Origin of the sequence: Rudaea sp. 3F27F6 (assembly GCF_005503555.1) — a bacterium.
Lineage (GTDB): Bacteria > Pseudomonadota > Gammaproteobacteria > Xanthomonadales > Rhodanobacteraceae > Rudaea.
In genome coordinates this window covers 1-17888 of sequence record NZ_SCNG01000008.1, presented here as the reverse complement: position 1 = coordinate 17888, position 17888 = coordinate 1, and the positions used below count along the sequence as shown (strand labels likewise).

At 58.1% G+C, this 17888-nt stretch carries 9 protein-coding genes and 1 pseudogene; 3 read left to right on the top strand and 7 right to left on the bottom strand.

The window, feature by feature from the left end:
* Positions 1–12 precede the first annotated feature (12 nt).
* The 4 genes and pseudogenes from FFS30_RS22445 to FFS30_RS22430 all read right to left on the bottom strand — a co-directional run.
* Positions 13–1119 (bottom strand): GNAT family N-acetyltransferase, encoded by a 1107-nt coding sequence (locus tag FFS30_RS22445; protein ID WP_137915442.1) that lies wholly within the window; start codon positions 1117–1119, stop codon positions 13–15.
* Between the two features lie 98 nt (positions 1120–1217).
* Entirely contained in the window at positions 1218–1973 is a 756-nt protein-coding gene (locus tag FFS30_RS22440) for a class I SAM-dependent methyltransferase (RefSeq protein WP_137915441.1), read from the bottom strand.
* Positions 1974–3298: 1325 nt separating this feature from the next.
* On the bottom strand, positions 3299–4831 hold the full coding sequence (locus tag FFS30_RS22435; protein WP_137915440.1) for a PPC domain-containing protein: 1533 nt from the start codon (positions 4829–4831) through the stop codon (positions 3299–3301).
* A gap of 437 nt (positions 4832–5268) precedes the next feature.
* Positions 5269–6042: pseudogene (locus FFS30_RS22430) on the bottom strand (tyrosine-type recombinase/integrase); the annotation flags it as partial.
* An 885-nt stretch (positions 6043–6927) separates the two neighbouring features.
* Here FFS30_RS22430 and FFS30_RS22425 point away from each other — a divergent pair.
* Both FFS30_RS22425 and FFS30_RS23990 read left to right on the top strand, forming a co-directional pair.
* Positions 6928–8997, top strand: coding sequence for a hypothetical protein (locus FFS30_RS22425; protein WP_137915439.1), 2070 nt, complete (start codon positions 6928–6930; stop codon positions 8995–8997).
* A gap of 89 nt (positions 8998–9086) precedes the next feature.
* The gene (locus FFS30_RS23990; RefSeq protein ID WP_171014800.1) at positions 9087–9320 is read left to right on the top strand and encodes a hypothetical protein; all 234 of its coding nucleotides are present in this window, start codon (positions 9087–9089) and stop codon (positions 9318–9320) included.
* A gap of 200 nt (positions 9321–9520) precedes the next feature.
* Here FFS30_RS23990 and FFS30_RS22420 read toward each other — a convergent pair whose 3' ends face one another.
* From FFS30_RS22420 to FFS30_RS22410, 3 genes are all read right to left on the bottom strand, one after another.
* Positions 9521–10813: a lipase family protein gene (locus FFS30_RS22420; RefSeq protein ID WP_212742556.1), complete on the bottom strand. Its 1293-nt coding sequence runs from the start codon at positions 10811–10813 to the stop codon at positions 9521–9523.
* Positions 10814–11499: 686 nt separating this feature from the next.
* A complete protein-coding gene (locus FFS30_RS22415; RefSeq protein WP_249352597.1) occupies positions 11500–14226 on the bottom strand; it encodes a serine/threonine-protein kinase in 2727 nt (908 codons plus the stop codon).
* Positions 14227–14761: 535 nt separating this feature from the next.
* A complete protein-coding gene (locus FFS30_RS22410; RefSeq protein WP_137915436.1) occupies positions 14762–16561 on the bottom strand; it encodes a GGDEF domain-containing phosphodiesterase in 1800 nt (599 codons plus the stop codon).
* A gap of 779 nt (positions 16562–17340) precedes the next feature.
* On the opposite strand from FFS30_RS22410, the gene FFS30_RS22405 reads away from it, so the two are divergent.
* The coding region (locus FFS30_RS22405) for a hypothetical protein (protein WP_212742555.1) at positions 17341–17888 on the top strand (548 nt) is incomplete at its 3' end.

Sequence of the window (17888 nt, the reverse complement as noted above, 5' to 3'; positions counted from 1 at the left end):
AAGCGGCTCCTGTCAGTCGACGAGTGCTTTGTCCCACCCCATCTCGGCGCATTCATCGCTGCGCCTTTCCGTTCTTGAATTGACCTCACCGCGACGAGATGACGGGATTCGCACGAGCGCGGAATACAGCGTCACGGGCGCGAGTCCCAGGCGCAGCTTGATCCGCTCGTTCAGGCGTCCGCCCTCGACATGGCGCAGACCTCGCTCGAAGGCATAGCGATAGGCCGTTGCGAAGAAGATCGTGTAGGGACTGAATTCGGATTGGTCATAGGTCACTCCGGCTGACCACACATGGAAGGTGTCGCCTTGCTCATAACAGATACCTCCACCGACCAGGTGACCTTCCAATTCGATGACGACCAGGCGCACTACGTCGCCGCAGTGGCGAACGAACCTCACCAGCGGCTCGGCGGGAAAGTAATGCGGCGTGCCCTTGCGTGCGGTAGTTTCGAAACACAGCTGGCATTGACGCTCCAATACATCTCCGTAAGGCGGCGCAAGCACCCGGCCGGTTGCGCCGCTGGCCGCAAACTTGCGCAGTTGCCGGTTCATCTCGTGTCGGCCGTCGCTGGGAAGTTCGCGCACGAGATGATCGAAATCGTCGAACCGGCTCAGGTCGAGCACATAGCGGTCCACCATCGGCCGAACGGTGAGACCTGACTCGGTCAATCCTGACAACAGCGCGACGTCGCCGACATTCAGCAGGCCGGCATACGATGCCCCTACGCGATTGCCCAGATTTCGCAATTGAGCGATCAACTGTTCGCGTACATCGCTCCGACCGAGACAGGGAATTGTGGTTTCCCAGCAATGCATCATGTGGCTGAACAATCCGAACTCGCCACCCGTATCGTGTACGCCGGCCGTCCTCGCCAACAGTCCGAGCGGGTCCACTACAGAGAGACGTTGGAGGTAGGCGGGCAGGAATCCGACGAGATTGCCGCCATCTCGTGCGCACAAATAGAAGGTTCTTTCGGCGGGCAACAGCGGAGAGCGCTCGGCAGCGAGCAACATTCGCCAATCGTAAAACACCGGCGCGCCGTTTACGGCGTGGAATGCTTCATAGGTACGCCGGTCTATGCGATCTAGTGTGTCGACCGTCTCGATAGTGAGGGCCATGTCGTTCTCCACAGGTCCCGGTTGCCCAATTGCAGGTGCCGCCGGATCATCGGCGCATTCGGCAATGGTGGTTGAAGCGGCTCGAATCGGATGTGACGTTATGCACGCCGGCACACCACGATGGCGGCATGGGGCTTGCGAACATAGGCGTCGAGTTCAGCCAACGGCGGCGGATCGCCATTGACCCGATGAGCACGAGGTTGGCGCCATTCAATCGAATCGGCGCCGCCCGCACGCAGCGCTGATTCGATGGCATCACGGCCCCAGTACTGCGCATAGACACTGGCGTCGTAGCGTTGCTGAAAGAAAAGATCGAGTTTGATGCGGGCGCCGTCTTCGTGTGCACCCTCGAACCGATCGGCAGTCATGCGGAACCCGTACGGCTCATAGTACGTAGGTTCCGGTTCGTAGGCGGGGTGAATGGGCAGAGTGACCAGGCGCCCGCCTGGCCGCAATGGAGCGAGCATCTGCGAGCACATGCTGTCCAAATCCGCTTGCGATTGCGCATAGGGCAATACGTACACACCGAGGGTCAGATCGAAGCTACCCTTCAGCTGCGCGTCCAAGTTTGAAACGAATTCGACATCCAGCCCTTCCTCGGCTGCGCGGCGGCGCGCGCTGTGCAGCATTCCCTCGGCCAGATCGAAGCCGACCACGCGACGCGCGCCGGCACGCTTCAACAGGCGCGCATACGTTCCCGCGCCGCAGCCGAAATCCACTACGTCGAGCCCGGCTACATCGCCGATCGTTTCGAGAACACTTGGCGTCTCGATGCAACGACGGAATGGCCAGATGGACATGTCTTCGTACAAGTCCGCTAGTTCCTCGAACTGGGCGGCGGATTCATTTGTCATGGCGCAGGTCTCAAATCGCGTTGATGGGGATTCGACTCCGGTCGCCGTGCAAATGACGCGCCGACCGGGGGCGATGCATTGGGAAATCCGGATAGGGAGGACGTCGCCGATTTGTCGCTAACCTTCGAAGCTCATCGATCGGCATGTCGAGCGATGATGGCAGGGGCGTGGGTGTTGATCGGCTCGGCCATGAAAGTGATCAAGGACGGGATAAGTTGAAGGCTCCACGAAGCATTCCTCTTCGAGGCCCCATGCGCTGCGCACGGGGCGCTTTGGTCTGGTGCGATTGGGGATACATTCCGGACAGAAGCGGAACCTACTTAAATTTTTTCCGCGCTACCGTGAGTGACTAATCAGAATGTAAAGATATTAATTCTGTAAACGTCAAGCTAATCACGTTAACTTTATTCGGATTGGACATAGGTAAATTGCAATGAAAAATATATCAATTTATCGTTCGCAAAATATTTGTGGTTCGGTGGGGCAGAAGAATAACTTCTGGCAATGACGATTTTTTGAAAAACGAAATAAGAAATTTGTGCGTAACAAGTTAATCACATATTCGATTATCAAATTTTGTTTTCGTTAAAATTTTCCAATTACGTGGTTGAGTTGGCAAATTGCTTTGGCGCTCAATTCGTACCTAGCGTTGTGGGCCGCTTGGCAAGCTAACTGCCTTGTGCGCTCCGCATTGATTCGATGGGGAAATTCGCAGCTTCGCCGTAGCTTGTTCGGCGCCATCACCGACAACCCAATCTTTGTCAGATGGGCCGGAGCGACTTCTGAGTTCAGCTCGTCGGTGGAAAGCGCCAGTGCATGTTCGCGATCTGCTTCAGCGCCCTACGGGATAGGTCTACTTTGGGCCGTACTTGAGTAGTTTTTGGGCTGGTTAGCGCTCTGGCCTCGAAGCGGAGAGGCGCCGGCTCGCAGCTGCTTGTTGAGCCGCTCTTGCGTGGAGCGCAATATGCGACTCGTGGGGTTTGACAACCCCTAATCCAGATGAAGGCGTTAGCGATACGAGCGCCGCATTGAGAGTGTTATCTCATCTGTCAGGTGGGATCGACGTTCCGCCACCAGGGGCTCAAGCTTTATGGTCGAAAGATTTACATCTGCGGGGCGGAGACGCCACTGGAGAACACCCGGTGCACCATCCAGGGCAAGCAGGACTATCAAGCAGACCCTTGTATAGGTCACAGAGCGCTACTGAGCTATCAGCTCTGCACTCATACAACGATTTGCTGCAGGTCTGGCTTTGGGAGGAGGCGGGCAGGGTGGGATAAGAGACAAGGGCCGCATTGCGCGGCCCTTGCCATAGAAGGTACCACTTATGGAGTCGATCCGGTCAGAGTGACACCCGAGAACGTCGCGTACGCGTTCACCTTGATGTAGTAGGTGCCAGCCGCGAGGTTTGCACAGCTCTCGTTGTTGCCGGACAGGTAGGGACGGCAGGTATAACTCGTCGTCGTCGGCGCGGAGCCCAGCTTCACGTAGAGATCCGCGTCGCCTGTTCCGCCGGCAATGCTGATCGTGCCGGTTTGGCCCGAGGGGATCACATAGGTGTAGGTCGAGGTCCAGTTGCCTTTGGAGGCCGACAAGTTGCTCGCAATCGTCGTGCTGCCGCCCGTGCCGCCGCCACTGTGATTGACGACCACGTGGGAGATCGCGCAATTGCCCGTATCGTTCGACCAGCTTGCCTGTTCGGCGAACGTGCCGGTGGCGAACGTGATGTTGGCCGCGCCACCTGCGCTACCCGGCGCGATCCATGCGCACTCGTCCGAATTTTCCTGCCCTTGGTATGTTCTATTCGTGGAGTGATTCGTCCAACCGCCCGCGGGGTACTGGTCGGACATCATCTCGTGCCACTCATGGCCCAAGGTCATCGTATAGCCGTCCAGGGTGCCCGCAGAACCGGTGTTGATGAAGTTAGTGCCGCAATTGGCACCTAGATCTACATTGTAGGGCTGGTTGCTGAAGGCAAGTTCCCCGTAAGGCGATGACACACCTGCATCGGCGGTGTAATCGTGCCAGGCGCAATAGCCGTTCGTCGGACTTTGATAGTTATCCGGATTGGTGCCGTGCGGCGAGAGGATAATGTAGTACGTGTAGCGATTCGATGCCGCGGTCGTGTTGCCGAAATGCGCCGCCGCTGCGACCGCCTCGTTGCCGAGCTGGGCGGCGGTTGCACTCGACGGCGAGGCGCTCGCGTTGTCGTACCACACACCGGCAAACACGTTCTGCTGGTACGGAATGAAATTCGCGTTCGACGGGCAGCTCGTCGCACCGCTCGCGACGTTCGGGCCATCGCACCATTGAGTCAAATCCGCGGACCATAATTCGTTGTTGGTGCCGATGCCCTTGAACATCTTCTGCACCGCCACCGCAGCGCCAGCCGAGTCGCCGGAGAAGTTCAGATTACCGTTTGCATCCGTGGTCTGCGTGCCCCACTGGCTGCCAAAGAAAACGAGATAGACCTTGGACTGGCCGCTAAGTACGCCGACCCCGTTAACGCCGCCACCGAACGAAAGCCGTCCGACCGAAGCGGAAGGTTGGGTATTGCCGGCTTTACCGGGATTCAGTTCATTGCCGCCGCCATCGTCGTCGCTGTCGGCGGACATCGTGTGCTGATTCGCGCGCCAATCCTTCATTTTTTGCAGCGTGTCGATGGTCGGTGTCGCACCATGGCGCCAAGGGTGATTGTAGGCAGGATGATAGGGATTGTCGGTCCAGTTTCCGTATGCATTGCCGCTGCCGACGGCTCCCAGGTTCGGGCTTGCCGTACTTTGCGTGCCGCCGGCTTCGGTTTGCGCACTGGCATTGCCGGCGCCGAGGCTGCCGACAGCGAAGGTGGCTGCAATCATTGCGGTCAAACTAAGGCTCTGCTTCAAACGCCCCCAAATGCCATGGGTAAGTTCCGAACGCTTCATCGAAATCTCCTTGAGTGTGGAACGGGAATGAACGATCGACCATCCGGCAGACCTTGCGATCTGCCATCTGGCTTTACAGATTCGCATTACCCCGGCCATCCACACCGCCGCCGCATCCGGCGCGTTCGATCCAGAATGCCCATGCAATTTCCCCGACGAAGCGCACCAGACCGCAGTACCCAACTGCCTGCTTCGTCCGCATTCCCCGCAACAAAATTTATCTGTTCAGAGGGAGTGCGCGACAGACAAAGAAATTACTTTGTACGTCGGAATAGACAGTACGAAAAACCGCCAATCAAACCTTCATTGAATTTGATCGCGTCTTGTTGAGATGCGTCATTCGCTTGCGTCGATCGACAGTCACTTCAGCCTAGGGTATGCCCCCCAAACTCCCCCTCCAACCCCGCGAGCTTCGCGCGCCGCTGCACGATCGCACCCACGGCGGCGGGGGACAGGGCAGGGCCAACACGTTGTTTCCACAGCCGCCGAAAAATCGCCCCGTCATTGATACCTGAAGCCTCCAGCCACTCCACAAGCGCATCGGCTGCTCGGTCCAAAACCGGCTTGTCTGGTGTGGAGTTCGCCGTGGGGCCAGCCTGCTGCGTCTTGCTGTGCTCAAGCCGATAAATGAAGGCCTGAGGCCCCGTCCGCCGCAGATCGCGCATATCGGCAGCCGCAATCTCGCTGCGCCGGCGGCCGCCGCTGGCGAAGCCAAAGCAGAGCAGGGCACGATCCCGGATCCCCTTTAACGAACTATCACACGTCGCGAGCATCGCCTCGAGTTCGGCTTTCGTGATCGCCGTTGTCTTCGCCGGTCGCTCACCCCGTTTGACGGAGGCCCGACGCGCACGCCCGAGCACGGTCCGCACGGCCGGTTCTTCGCACGGATTCGTCAGCCGTTTTAACCGATGTGCGGTCGACAGCACGGCGACCCGATGCACGACGCTAGCCAGCTTCCACGGACCGAGCTTGGATTTTAGCTTGGCGGCCACGAGCGCTTGGTCGACCGCCGGTGGCAACTCCCATTTCAAACCCACCTTGCCGCGACGGGCGACATGGTCGACGACGAACTGCATGACGACCGCTTCGCTGGTCGGCAACGTCAATTCAATCCCAAAGCGCGCTCGATGCCAGCCGGCCCAGTACGACCACGTTTTTGCTCATCAGAAAACACAATGGTTTTGTGCGGGGGTGTTGCAGAGACGGAGTGCAGTCGGAAGAAATTTCGTTCCGCTAATCGGACTCGCCAAAGTAGAGCGGGATCCACGGAAGATCCCGCTCATCCGAATTCTGTTTCGTATACCTCCTGCACGTGAACTGGCCGCGCTTCACAGCGATGCCTCACTTGTGGGAGCGCAGATCTCGTGAGACCGGCGTCACACTTTGCTCGCGGGGCTTGCAGTTCCCCCGGAAGTACGTAGAGACGTACCCAAACCCTTCATCTCTGCTTTGTCGATCCCGATCCTTGCCGGCTTGGCTGCGCGGCAAATAGCGGAGACTCAGCAGTGACTTTGCTGCCCTTGAAGAGTGACAGATTACTTACAGTCGCTAGCGCAAATTCGAGTTCTGGAAACCGACGACGAGCAATACGCGAATACACTAATTCCGTGCGAAGCGGGGGCCCTTGATGATGAAAGCAACGCTCGGTATGAGGAGATTCTCCTCCTGTAGATCAGTTGCATACCTCCACTTCAGGACAGCACGATCACTGTATGGTCACCATCATGGGTGCTATTCGCACCCCGCTGCCGTTGCCCGACGATACGCTCCCGCCGCGTGCCTTGGCCGTCACCCTTCCATGGACGCATGTCGTGCTTGCTAACGGCGTCGCCGCTGCCGTCATTCCCGCCGGAAAGCACCGTCAAGGAACGAACGGCAGAGAAGGTTCTTAAGCCTATTTTTCGTAATAGGTCTCCGTAACAAGGGGACTTTCTAGTGATGGTCGAACCGGCCCGAGCGCGATGCGCTCAATCTCCAGAAGGTTTGTGGGTTCACTGCTCCGCAATCAGACAGACTTTCTCTAGACGACAATGAACATGAAAACGCCAACCTGGCATCCCGCTCATAAAGCAGGAAAGCCCTTCACGAAGTGGAGCTTTGCTGCAGCGACTCTGTTGGGCTGTGTGTCTCAAGCGTATGCGCAAAATGCGATGACTGGAGCTATCACCAGCTCAACGCCAGGTGTGCAAACGAGCATAACGACGACCAGCGCCCAGGGTAACGTAACTCCCGCAGGAATCCCTTACACGGTCAACTTTGGCCAGGGAAATGACATCAAGCTGACTGGATTCACAGCAGCGGGTTCGGCCTGGACACTCTCCGCCCCATACAGCAACGTCGTCATTAGTCGCGCCGATCCCACCAACCCTCCCACTAATCAAACGTTTTCGACGCGATTGGAACTATGGGAGCAAACAACGAGCGTTACTTCCAATACTATCAATGTCGGTCCATCGCAGTACACATCATTTGAGGCCGTATTGTTGGCGGGTTTGATCAATGTCGGCTCGGATAACACGTTCAACAACAGTACTACGCCGAACAACAACAACATCGAACGTATTGACTTCTTTATTGCGCCGTATACAGCGCAATCCGCTCGATTGACCATCGATGGTTTCCCAGTCATAGACCGTGGTACAGGGGACTCATCGAAAATCGCCGCACTGCTGGGCTCTGGCGGATCGTGTAGCGTAACCACCTATGGGCCGCTACAGTCTTTGTCGAACTGGGGCACTCTTTCGGCCACGATCCCCGGCGCGTACTACTTGTTCCAGATGGATACAACCGATGCTAATTTGCGCCCCGTCACCCCGCAATCCCAAGGCATCGCTGGCACTTTGTTCACGTTCGCCAACCTTGGTATTGCGGCAGGTCAAACTGTGTGCGGCTTCTCGTTATTCGCCAATGACGTGACCGGCTCAGGCACGCAAGTATTGACCGACCCTACGACGTTTCCCCGTACCACCGATGGAGGCGCTAACGGAGGGCTTGATGTTGTATCAGGCGGTGGCCTGTGGGTCGCTCCGCCGGTCATGCGGCTGACGAAAGCCATTGTTAATCGCGTGGCTAACTCAGATCAATTCACGGTACAAATAAAAAACGGCGCCACCGTGCTCGCTCCGGCAACTGGCAGTGTGACAACGACCAGTGGAACCGGAAGCACGGTTACGGCCAATACGGGAACCACGGGTTTTATATCGACTGCAGCCGGAACACTTTATACCATCACGGAAACTGCTTCCGGCACAACGACTCTTGGCAATTACGTGCAATCCATTTCATGCACGCGCAACGGGATTGCCTTCACACCCGGCGGCTCCCCAAACGCCTGGACAGTAACGCCCAACGCAGGTGACGCGATCGATTGCGTGCTGACCAATGCCAATAAGCCGATCGTGACGACAACGAAGAACGCATCCGCGAATCCGTTGGTGGTTGGTGCGACAGGCCAGACATACTCGATTGTGGTGACGATCGCACAGGGCCCGACGACGGCGCCGATCACGATCAGCGATGTGCTACCGACGGGCATCACACTCTCTGGTACGCCGACGGTCACGGGTGCCGGAGCAACACTGAGCAATTGCCCGAGCTCGGGCGGGAACCTGACGGGGTGTACTCTGTCGACGAATCTGGGGAACGGGACTTACACGATCACGGTACCGATCAACGTTGCATTGAACGCGGTGGGCGCGTCGGGTGGCACCAACACGGTGAATCTGTCGGGTGGTGGCGATACGAGCTGTACAAGCGCCACTGGCGAGGCATGTGATGCAAGCACAACGACCACAGCGGTGAGCACTCCGCCCAATGTCACCATGAGCAAGGCATTCAATCCGAACCCGATCGCGAGTGGCGGAACCTCGACGCTGACGATCACGATCGCAAACACGCAGGCAGGTGCGATTGCACTCACCGGAATCGCCTTTACTGATACTTTTCCTACCGGGATGACGGTTGCTTCCACGCCAGCCAGCGCCCAATGTAGTGGTTCGGTGGCCGCAACGAATGGGAATCCAGGTTCGGTGTCATTGAGCGGCGGCAGTCTGGCTGCTGGCGCGACGTGCCAAATCCAGGTTGCGGTGACAGCGCCCTGAGCGACGCGATCGTGACCATCCGCCCCAGCGCACACCGGAGCCGATGGTCCGATCACTCTTAAAAAGTGGCTTTTGAATCCACTCGAGCAATGTGCAGTCTGATCAGTTTCACCGCTTCCGTGCGCAAGATGGCGAGCTCTGGATGGATTTCGTCTGTTCTGCTGCCTTGGGATAGGCTGTGCAAGGTGTTCAAAGGGATCAAAACTATGCCCGCTACGATGAAGAAGCAGGGCAAGCCGCTGCAGATCACTCACTTGTCACGCGTCTGTGACGGATTCGATGCCGGGAGCGCCAAACTTGATCTGAGCAAGGTGGCTCGATGACGCCACTTGCACGATCACGCGGTCGTTCCGCTCGGACTTGACTCGTTTTTTTGGGGAGGAATTGATGGGGTTGTGCGTCGACCACACATGGAACTGCTCTTTCTCAAGAAACCTGTTCGATCAAATCAGGTTGTGAACGGGCGGGGAGTCGAGAACGCGCCTCGAAGAAACTTCGGGGCACGTCTTCGTCCTCATCGGTATCAGTTCGCCGTCACCGGCACGAGAGGATCGCCCGGTGCGATCTGCGCACAATTGTTCGGAGCCGGGTTCTCTGCGAAACGGTCGTAAATCCACGGGAGTCCTCCGAGCAACCATGGCGCGGCAGTTCCTACGTGGTCGAGGGGGAATTCGGAATATTGGACTGCTGTTCCGCTTGCACAGAACTGCCGTGCAAGCGTGCGCGTGTCACCGGCGATCGTTACACCGTCGCCGGGTTCGCTGCTGAAGGTGCCCATGGTGGCTCCTATCGTGCCTTGCGAGATAAACACTGGAATCGTCGGTGCCCCGGCGAGCCCCGCATTGATCTTGTTGGCCAAGTCCGCATAAAAAGGAACGTTCTTGAGGTCGGCGTACTGCCACTTGAACAAGGTTTGATGCCGCGTCCCGGCAAGAAGAGGGATGCTGACGGCAATGGATTGATCCTTGACCGCTGCATAGGCGGCCAATCCCACGACATTGAGATAAGGCGTGATGTCGTAGCCATACGCGCGCGAGGCTCCGATCAACGCCGAAAAGGTGGCACCACTCCAGAAGAGGCTACCGTTCGCATACTCCAGGCTATGTGCAGGATTGGCGAAGACATCGCACATCGCCGCGCCGACGAGATGCGCGTTTACATCCGGCGCATAAGTTGGTGCCAACTGTGCGGCCCAGTCCGTACCGAAGGCGCCGCCCGAACACCCCATCAGTGCGACCTTGGTGGCCGAGTTCAACCCACTCGACGGTGAGTTGAGCACGGCACGCAGGGAATCGAGCGTCGTCATCCCGTACTCGGGACCGGCAGCCAGGTCGGCCGTTGGCCCCTCGGTATCCGGCACGATGATGTCGTAACCGGCCAGCAATATCGGTGCGAGCAAAAGAGTCTCGCCAGAATAGATGATGCCGCCCAACGACACATTTCCGGCGATGACATGCGACGGCGCGTCGAGCGGGTTCAACGAGTCGTATGCGGACTGATAGGAGATCGCGTTGCCGTTGCCGGCTGGGCTTTGAATGACCGTAGTCGCATTGGCAACGGCATCCATACGGGCATTGTTCGTTCGATACAAATACTGCTGAGCGGTAACCGGAGTGGCAATACCCTCCGCGTGGTAAAGCACGGTGCGGCTGTTCAGTACGGTGCCCAATGGAATGGATTCTAGCGGCGCTGTTCCGGTGTAGGTATAGAACGGATCGCTTACGGGTCCCGCGACGGCGGTTGTGGGAGAACCGGCAAAAGCGCTTGCTACTGCAACGGCTAGGACGGCCGCGGATACTCTTATCTTCGAGTTCACTTGAACTGCCTTCATGATTGGTAAGAGCGCCCACTCCCCAACTGCGCTACCTGTGGGCGCACCAGGAGCGCAGTCCATGCAAGGAAATCGCTTGTGCATCTCAGTTGATTTGTTCAAATCTCGTGCGTGAACTCGACTCGTACTCGTCGGCGACGGGCCTACATCGATGCGCGACTATAGGGCCGTGAAATAGTTAACGCATTTGCGTACGCAGCAGACGGTAAATAGCGCCAGGCCGCTGGCGCTAGGTTAGGCATTTCGATTGGGCGACGAAACACGCGGAAGCAAGTGCGGCATTCGCATACATTGCAGTTGCTTACTTTTGGTTGGGGAACAGCGCGCCGAATGTGCTTGTAAGCAAGCATCTCAAACCTTCTCCATCTGATTCGGCGCACAACCGTGCAGATTGCTACCCTCCAACGTAGCTTAAAAAAATCGACCCGCAGCTCAGGGGAGTCTGCGGGTCGAGCCGGGCTTCCTTCCCGTTGCCGCATAGGAGAGAGTACGAAGGACGGCGCCAAAAACCTTCATAACGTCGAGAACGTCGGGGCGGTCGCCAACTGGACGGCGATTTCTTCACAAGTATCGGCGCCTTGTCGTCCTCGACGCTAACCGGCTGATGGATGTCGCTTTGTGCGCTGTGACCGGGGTAGGGACCTGCGAGCGAAATGCATATCGGTCTCGCCTCACTTCGCGCCGAGTTCTTGTGTTGCCAATTTCCGATAGAACGGGTCGGCTGTGGCATTCTGCAGAATTTCTTTGGCGTGGCTATGAATGTCGGCGTCATTTTGCGGATCAGTCGTCGACGGACCCTTCGCTTGTCGTTTGCACAAGTTCGTCATCAGCGCGGCGCCGGCGATGGCGCCTCCAGCTTTCGGAGTATCTTGTTCGAGTTGTTTCCGCAGCGCTTCCAGATCGGCCAGTGCAGTGTCGTTGCAGCCCCCCTGTAAATACTCTAACTGCGCGATTACGGCACGAGCCTGAAGAATGCGGCTGTCGCTGGCCGGCACGGAGGCGGGAGCGAACGCCAAAGCAGCAGCAGCTTGTTCGCGCGCCTGATCGAGTTGGCCGCTGTCTCGTTCAATCTTCGCTAGTTCGATATGCACGGGAAGCAAGGCCGGGGCCTTGTCGCCGGCAGCGGCCTTCACGCCGGCGATTGCATGCTCCAGATAAGGAATCGCTTCCAAGGGCCGTCCTTGGAAACGCAAACTCTGCGCGAGCATGAGGGATGCGAATGAAGCCGTTTGCGGTACATTCAGACGTTCGGCACGTGCAAGCACATCACGTGCGGCGGCTTCCGCTTTCGCGTACTCGCCAATTTTCAATTGAATATCGGAAAGAGTGGTCGCTGCAGACAGCGTAAATGTATTGTCCTCACCGTACTTCGCAGCATAAATTTTGCGCGCGCGTTCGGCATAGGGGAGCGCAGCGGCTGGATCGCCTTGCCGATTCTTGATGATTCCGAGGGATTGCAGGCTTCCGGCGACGAAATCGCCGTTTTTGTCGAAGCGCTCGCCGAGCACGAGAACTTTTTGAGACAGCGATTCCGCTTCGTCGTATTTTTGCTCGTCCATCAGCACGCTGACCAATACGTTGAGAATGTTGATGTAGTCCGGATGATTTTCGCCCAAGGTGCGTTTGTGGGACTCAACGATTTGGCGTAGTTGCGTTTCGGCCTCGGCAAGCTCGCCATTGGCGGCCAGATATTCCGCGAGTTGTCCCTGTAGGTTGGCTTTTTCAGGACTTTCCGCTGGCAAAGTTTTTGCGACGATCGACAGAGCCTCGCGCAGTAACGGTATTGCTTTATTGATTTGCCCGTGAAACGCCAACGTCAGCGCCAAGGCTTGCAAGGTGTCGACGAGTTGAGGTTGGTCGGCCTCCTTGCGCGCGAGATCGACCGCTTCGCGAAGGGAGACCTCCGCTTGGTCGTAATGATTCATCTGCCCTTCGATTCCGCCACGATTGGTCAAGGCGAGTACGAGTAGAGAACGTTGTTCCGGCGGTAGCTGGCGCTGCAAGGTAATGACGCGATCGAGCAAAGCCAGGGCCTGGTCGAAATTGTCTCCTTTGAAATTGCTCGCTCTTGCGATATCGACATCCAACTGCATCGTTGCCTCGGAGGTATCTCCCGATGCGATTGCCGAGATGCCGCGGGCTTTCTGCAACGTCGCCAGGGCCGTATCGTATTTGCCGAGATTGATGTAGACGTTGCCGAGCGTGCTGAGCAGTTGTGCTTGCAGTTCGGGCTGCGTATCGAGCTGACTTTCCGCGCGTCGCGTACCGATGTCGACGAGTTCGACCGCATCGGGAACCTTACCGAGCGTGCGTTCGGGAGACGCAGCCTTGAACAGGTCGAGAAGGAAATCGCGCGTTGCGACGGCGGTGCGTGACTGCTGGTCCGCACGCTCGGCCTGCAGGCGCAGCTTGTAGCCAAGCCAGGTCATCCCGATCAGCGCCGTGAGCAGACACAGGAACGCGACCGCGGCGAGGCCGACGGGGAGGCGGTGCTGGGCGACGAATTTGCGCAGGCGGTAAGTGCGCGCGCCTTCCACTGCGAGCACCGGTTCACCGTCGAGGTAGCGGCGCAAATCGTCGCCGAACTCGGCGACGGTGCGGTAGCGTGACTGCGGCTCCTTGCGCAGCGCCTTGGCGACGATGGCCTGCAGATCGCCGCGCAGCAGGCGCTGCAAGGCGCGCTCGTTGAGGCCGCGCTCGGCGGCGATGTCGGCCGCGGCAGGAGGCTCGGCGGAATGCAGCCGAGCGCCCATTGCCGGCGCGTCACGTTCGAGAATCTCGCTTAACAGGTCGAATTGAGCGCCACCATGACTGCCGTAGGCGCGGCGTCCGCAGAGCAGTTCGTAGAGCAGCAGGCCGAGTGCATGCACGTCGGTCGCCGTGGTCGCCTTGTCGCTACGGATCTGCTCGGGGGCAGCATAGGCGGGTGTGAGCAGGCGCGCGCGCGTTTCGGTGGCGAAGGTCTCCGAGTGTTCCTCGTCGAGCTGCTTGGCGATGCCGAAGTCGAACAGCTTGACGGTGCCGCTGCGGTCGACGAGGACGTTGCTCGGTTTGATGTCGCGGTGGACGACGGAATGACTGTGCGCGTATTCGACTGCTGCGCAGAGATCGAGCAGCAGGCGCAGGCGCTCTTCGATGCCGAGTTTGCGCGCATTGCACCATTGGATGAGCGGCTCGCCGTCGACATACTCCATGGCGAGCCAGGGATGGCCTTGGTCGTCGAAGCCACCGTCGATCAGGCGGGCGATGTGCGGATGGGAAAGACGCGCGAGGATGCGGCGTTCGCGCGCGAAACGCGCCTGCGCTTCGCCGTGGAGTTTCTCGCTGCGCACGAGCTTGAGGGCGACGGTCTGCTCGAACGGTGCGTCGGCACGCTGGGCGAGGTAGACCACGCCCATGCCGCCCGAGCCGAGCAGGGCAGTGAGGCGGTAGGGGCCGATGCGCCGGCCAACCAGTTCCTGGATCGGATCATCGACCTCAAGCTGCAGATTTCTGGCAAGTGTTCCGAGCGGACGGTCGAGAATGCCGCCGAGTTGCGCATCGCGGCGCAGGAGTTCGCGAAGTTCTGCCGCAGTCTGCGGGGCATCGGCGCAGGCAGCGTCGATCCAGTCCTCGCGCGTTGTTTCGGGCTGCTCGAGCGCCTCGCGCAGCAGCATGGTAATGCGTTGGTTCAATGCCTATTCCGCCATGTTGCGATTACGCTTTCTGGTGGGATCCGATTCGGGGTATCCCCAAACCGTCTGAGCTGGAATTCCATTATGCAGTGCACTGATGAGAGATATCTGTTGAAAATATTGGTGTTGATTGCTAAGTAAGCTGCCGATTAGTAGTTCAAGGCTCCGGCAAGCAGCTTATGTCCAAAGTAGCCCCTTATCGCCACATGGGTTTGCTACTCAGCATAATCTTTCGCCTCGCACGTCCCCGCAGCCGATGTCAAAAAGAAACTGTCGAGGTGTCGCTGAGCGTGATACGGGACCGGGCGAGGACGCTTGCTATTTGTGCGGCGCCGACGGGAGGGCTGAAGAAATAACCTTGTGCGGCTTCACACCCATGCGTGCGCAACCAAGTTGCCTGTTCGACTGTTTCCACCCCCTCCGCGATTGTCATCAAGCCTAGTATGCGCGACATCGTGACGACAGCGGTCGCTATAGGCGTGGCGGTGCCATCGTCTGCGACTTGTGCAACGAAAGATTTGTCAATTTTGAGGATCTCCGCGTCCAGGTGGCCTAGGCGAGAGAAATTTGAGTAGCCGCTGCCGAAATCGTCGATTGCCACTCGGACGCCGAGCCGACGCAATTGCATAAGATTCCTGGCGACGACAGGCGCGTTGTCGTCGTAGTCGGTCTCGATGAATTCGAGGATAAGCCGGTGCCCCTCCAAACCAGAAGAAGCCAGCGCACGTACCACTCCATCCACATAGGCGGTTTCGCGCAATTCTCTACCTGATGCATTGACGCTCACATAAGGAAGCTGCTCCCCGGTGCGGGGCCATTTCGCCGCCTCGCAGCATGCTTCTGCCAACACCCACTGGCCCAGCTCGACTATCGCCCCAGTTAGCTCGGTGTCCGAGATAAAACGATCGGGGCCGATCACACCCTGGTTCGGATGTCTCCAGCGCACAAGCGCCTCTGCGCCAAGAGGAAGGTGATCGTCTTTGAGACTGACGATCGGTTGAAATTGGAGAAAGAACTGATTCGCTGCTATGGCCTCGCGAATCTGTACTTGACCCTTGTAGCTGCCAGGATGGCGTGCGAGATACCCTAGACCCCGTCGTTTGGCAAGCGTTAAAGCAGTAACGGCACGGCTTGAAAGTATCGACACATCATCACCCGACTCGGCAAGGGCAAGCCCTGCAAACGCGTTCGGCTCGGTATCATTGTTCTGAACAAACCGAGCAGCAATGCGTTCACATTCGCTGAACGACTCGCTCATCCAGTAGATCGCGAAACGGCCTGCGCCGAAATGCGCGAATACTGAACGAGGGGGAAGCCGCGCCTGGTAGTGCTGAGCGGCCATCTGCAAGGCATGATCGGAAAGCACATGAGCGCCATAGCTGCCGCTATTGATCACATTAAGCCGCAGCAAGACCACCAGCGAGGTGGCACGGCTGTTTAGCTTCTTCTCGAGCAATTCGCCCAGCATGCGCTCGAAACCACGCTGGTTGACGAGACCAGTGAGAAAATCCACCTCGACAGATTCACGTGTTCTGATCAGCCGAAAGGAAATCAGTGCGGAGCCAGCCAAAACCGTGCCGACGAAGAATATGGAAGCCGGCGTCACATTCGATACAAGGTTCAGCGCTAATACGTTCACGCAGATAAGCGCAGCAACGTGTACTAACATGGCTCTCGTAGACAGAAACATTGTCGCGTCGAGAATGACGAGAAAGGACGCCATCGCGGTTGCAACAGACACGTCACCGCCACCGGTGGCATAGATCGCCGCACCGATAAGAAGAATCGCGAAACCTTCGAAGATGTGGTGTCGCCAGCTCGGCCATCGACGACCTATCCAGAATTGAACGGCTGACAGAAAAAGCGTGATCACTGCCAGGGCTCGAACCATTGAGACGTCGTAGCTTGCTGGCAGCCCCGGCATGTAGGTCGACGCCAATCCACCGCCACCGCCGATGAATAGCAATGCCGACGCGGCTATTTCGCGAATTCGTTTTTCGCCGGTAAATCCTTTGCTGTCCAACCAATCGGAGAATGTTTGCGAGCTGACTTTCATCATCCGCCTCAAAAAGTCATGTACGCGAATCTCTTCGAGATTTTTTTATCTGCTTCACATCGACGGCATAGCCACGCAAAAATTTGCAGTCGGAGCCAGCGGCCGGTGCGGTGGATCGCTCGTGGCCTACGACAACGGAACGGTGTCGCTGAGATGTCGAAGGCAAATTCAGCAAAAATCGGGAAGGCCGCGGCCAGGCGGAGATTCGTGCTGTGATATTTGATGCAGCGGAGCGAGAATGATCAGGGCGAATTGGGTTACATCACTTCGGTTTTCTGTAATCGCCGGGCGCTCAGTTCTCTGGTTTGGCTCCATTCGCCCCTGCCATACGCGGAAGCGGTCCGTGTGTGGAACTATAGCCATCACTCCTTTGCCATACATGAAATCGAGCCTTCATGACGGTGGTACGCACTCTTTTGTTCAAGTACGACAATTCGTTGCTCAAACCTTCATTGAGACATGCAATTGTTTTGGGGGAAATAAGCCCATGAGCTGAATCGCCCAAACCGGACCCAATTGATAGCGAGTTTTCCGGCAAGTTAAGCCCCTAAGGTGCGGGAGAAAGAAGGTTTGACCGGCTCTTTTTCGTATTTGGCTTACATGCACGAAGAAAGGCACGGTAAATGGCCCAGATCGCCATGGTGAGAAAGTGCTGCGACGCGGCGTCGGGCTATTCGTCTCGGCCGACACAGCGTCCATCGATTGCAAAGGCATTAAAGTCGCATGTCACCGCAGTCTTTGGCGTCGCGTTGCTGTTGGCAACGCCCGCGACGTTTGCTCAAGTGCAGCGTAGCTTCCTCGACTTGGGTTTCGAGCAGCCGGTGCTGACTGCGCCGGCGCCTGCGAGTGGTTGCTATATGCAAGTGGATGACTCCCTGCTTCCGGGTTGGTCGTCAGCGGCGACCACGCCATCAAGCACGGGGCTCGCCGGCGGTAGTTGCACTCCACCGCCGCCGTTGGGCACGACCGGCAACCTGGTAGAAATGTGGACGACGCGGTTTTTGAATGTGGTCGCCCGCGAAGGCAGGCAGTTTGCCGAACTCAATGCGGTATTCGCCGGACGGCTCTACCAGAACGTCTGTGTCGTTCAAGGCGAGCAGGTCGGCTGGCAGCTCAGTCACCGCGGGCGCAACGGCACCGACGTGATGTCGTTCAATGTCGACTCGTCGGCGAACCAGATCATGCAGGGCTCGACCGGGACGAACGGCGCGGGCACGGTGGTGGCCGGCACCTGCGGCAACGGCCTCGTCACCGGCGCGACCTGCAATGCGCCGACCACGACCACGGTGACCGACAGCAGCGCGACGCCGACGTTGACGAGCGGTTGGGC

Bases quoted from the DNA above. Each gene is read 5' to 3' on its own strand.
- FFS30_RS22445 (WP_137915442.1), bottom strand. From the start codon at position 1,119: ATGGCCCTCACTATCGAGACGGTCGACACACTAGATCGCATAGACCGG.
- FFS30_RS22440 (WP_137915441.1), bottom strand. From the start codon at position 1,973: ATGACAAATGAATCCGCCGCCCAGTTCGAGGAACTAGCGGACTTGTAC.
- FFS30_RS22435 (WP_137915440.1), bottom strand. From the start codon at position 4,831: ATGATTGCAGCCACCTTCGCTGTCGGCAGCCTCGGCGCCGGCAATGCC.
- FFS30_RS22425 (WP_137915439.1), top strand. From the start codon at position 6,928: ATGAACATGAAAACGCCAACCTGGCATCCCGCTCATAAAGCAGGAAAG.
- FFS30_RS23990 (WP_171014800.1), top strand. From the start codon at position 9,087: ATGTGCAGTCTGATCAGTTTCACCGCTTCCGTGCGCAAGATGGCGAGC.
- FFS30_RS22415 (WP_249352597.1), bottom strand. From the start codon at position 14,226: ATGGGCGTGGTCTACCTCGCCCAGCGTGCCGACGCACCGTTCGAGCAG.
- FFS30_RS22410 (WP_137915436.1), bottom strand. From the start codon at position 16,561: ATGATGAAAGTCAGCTCGCAAACATTCTCCGATTGGTTGGACAGCAAA.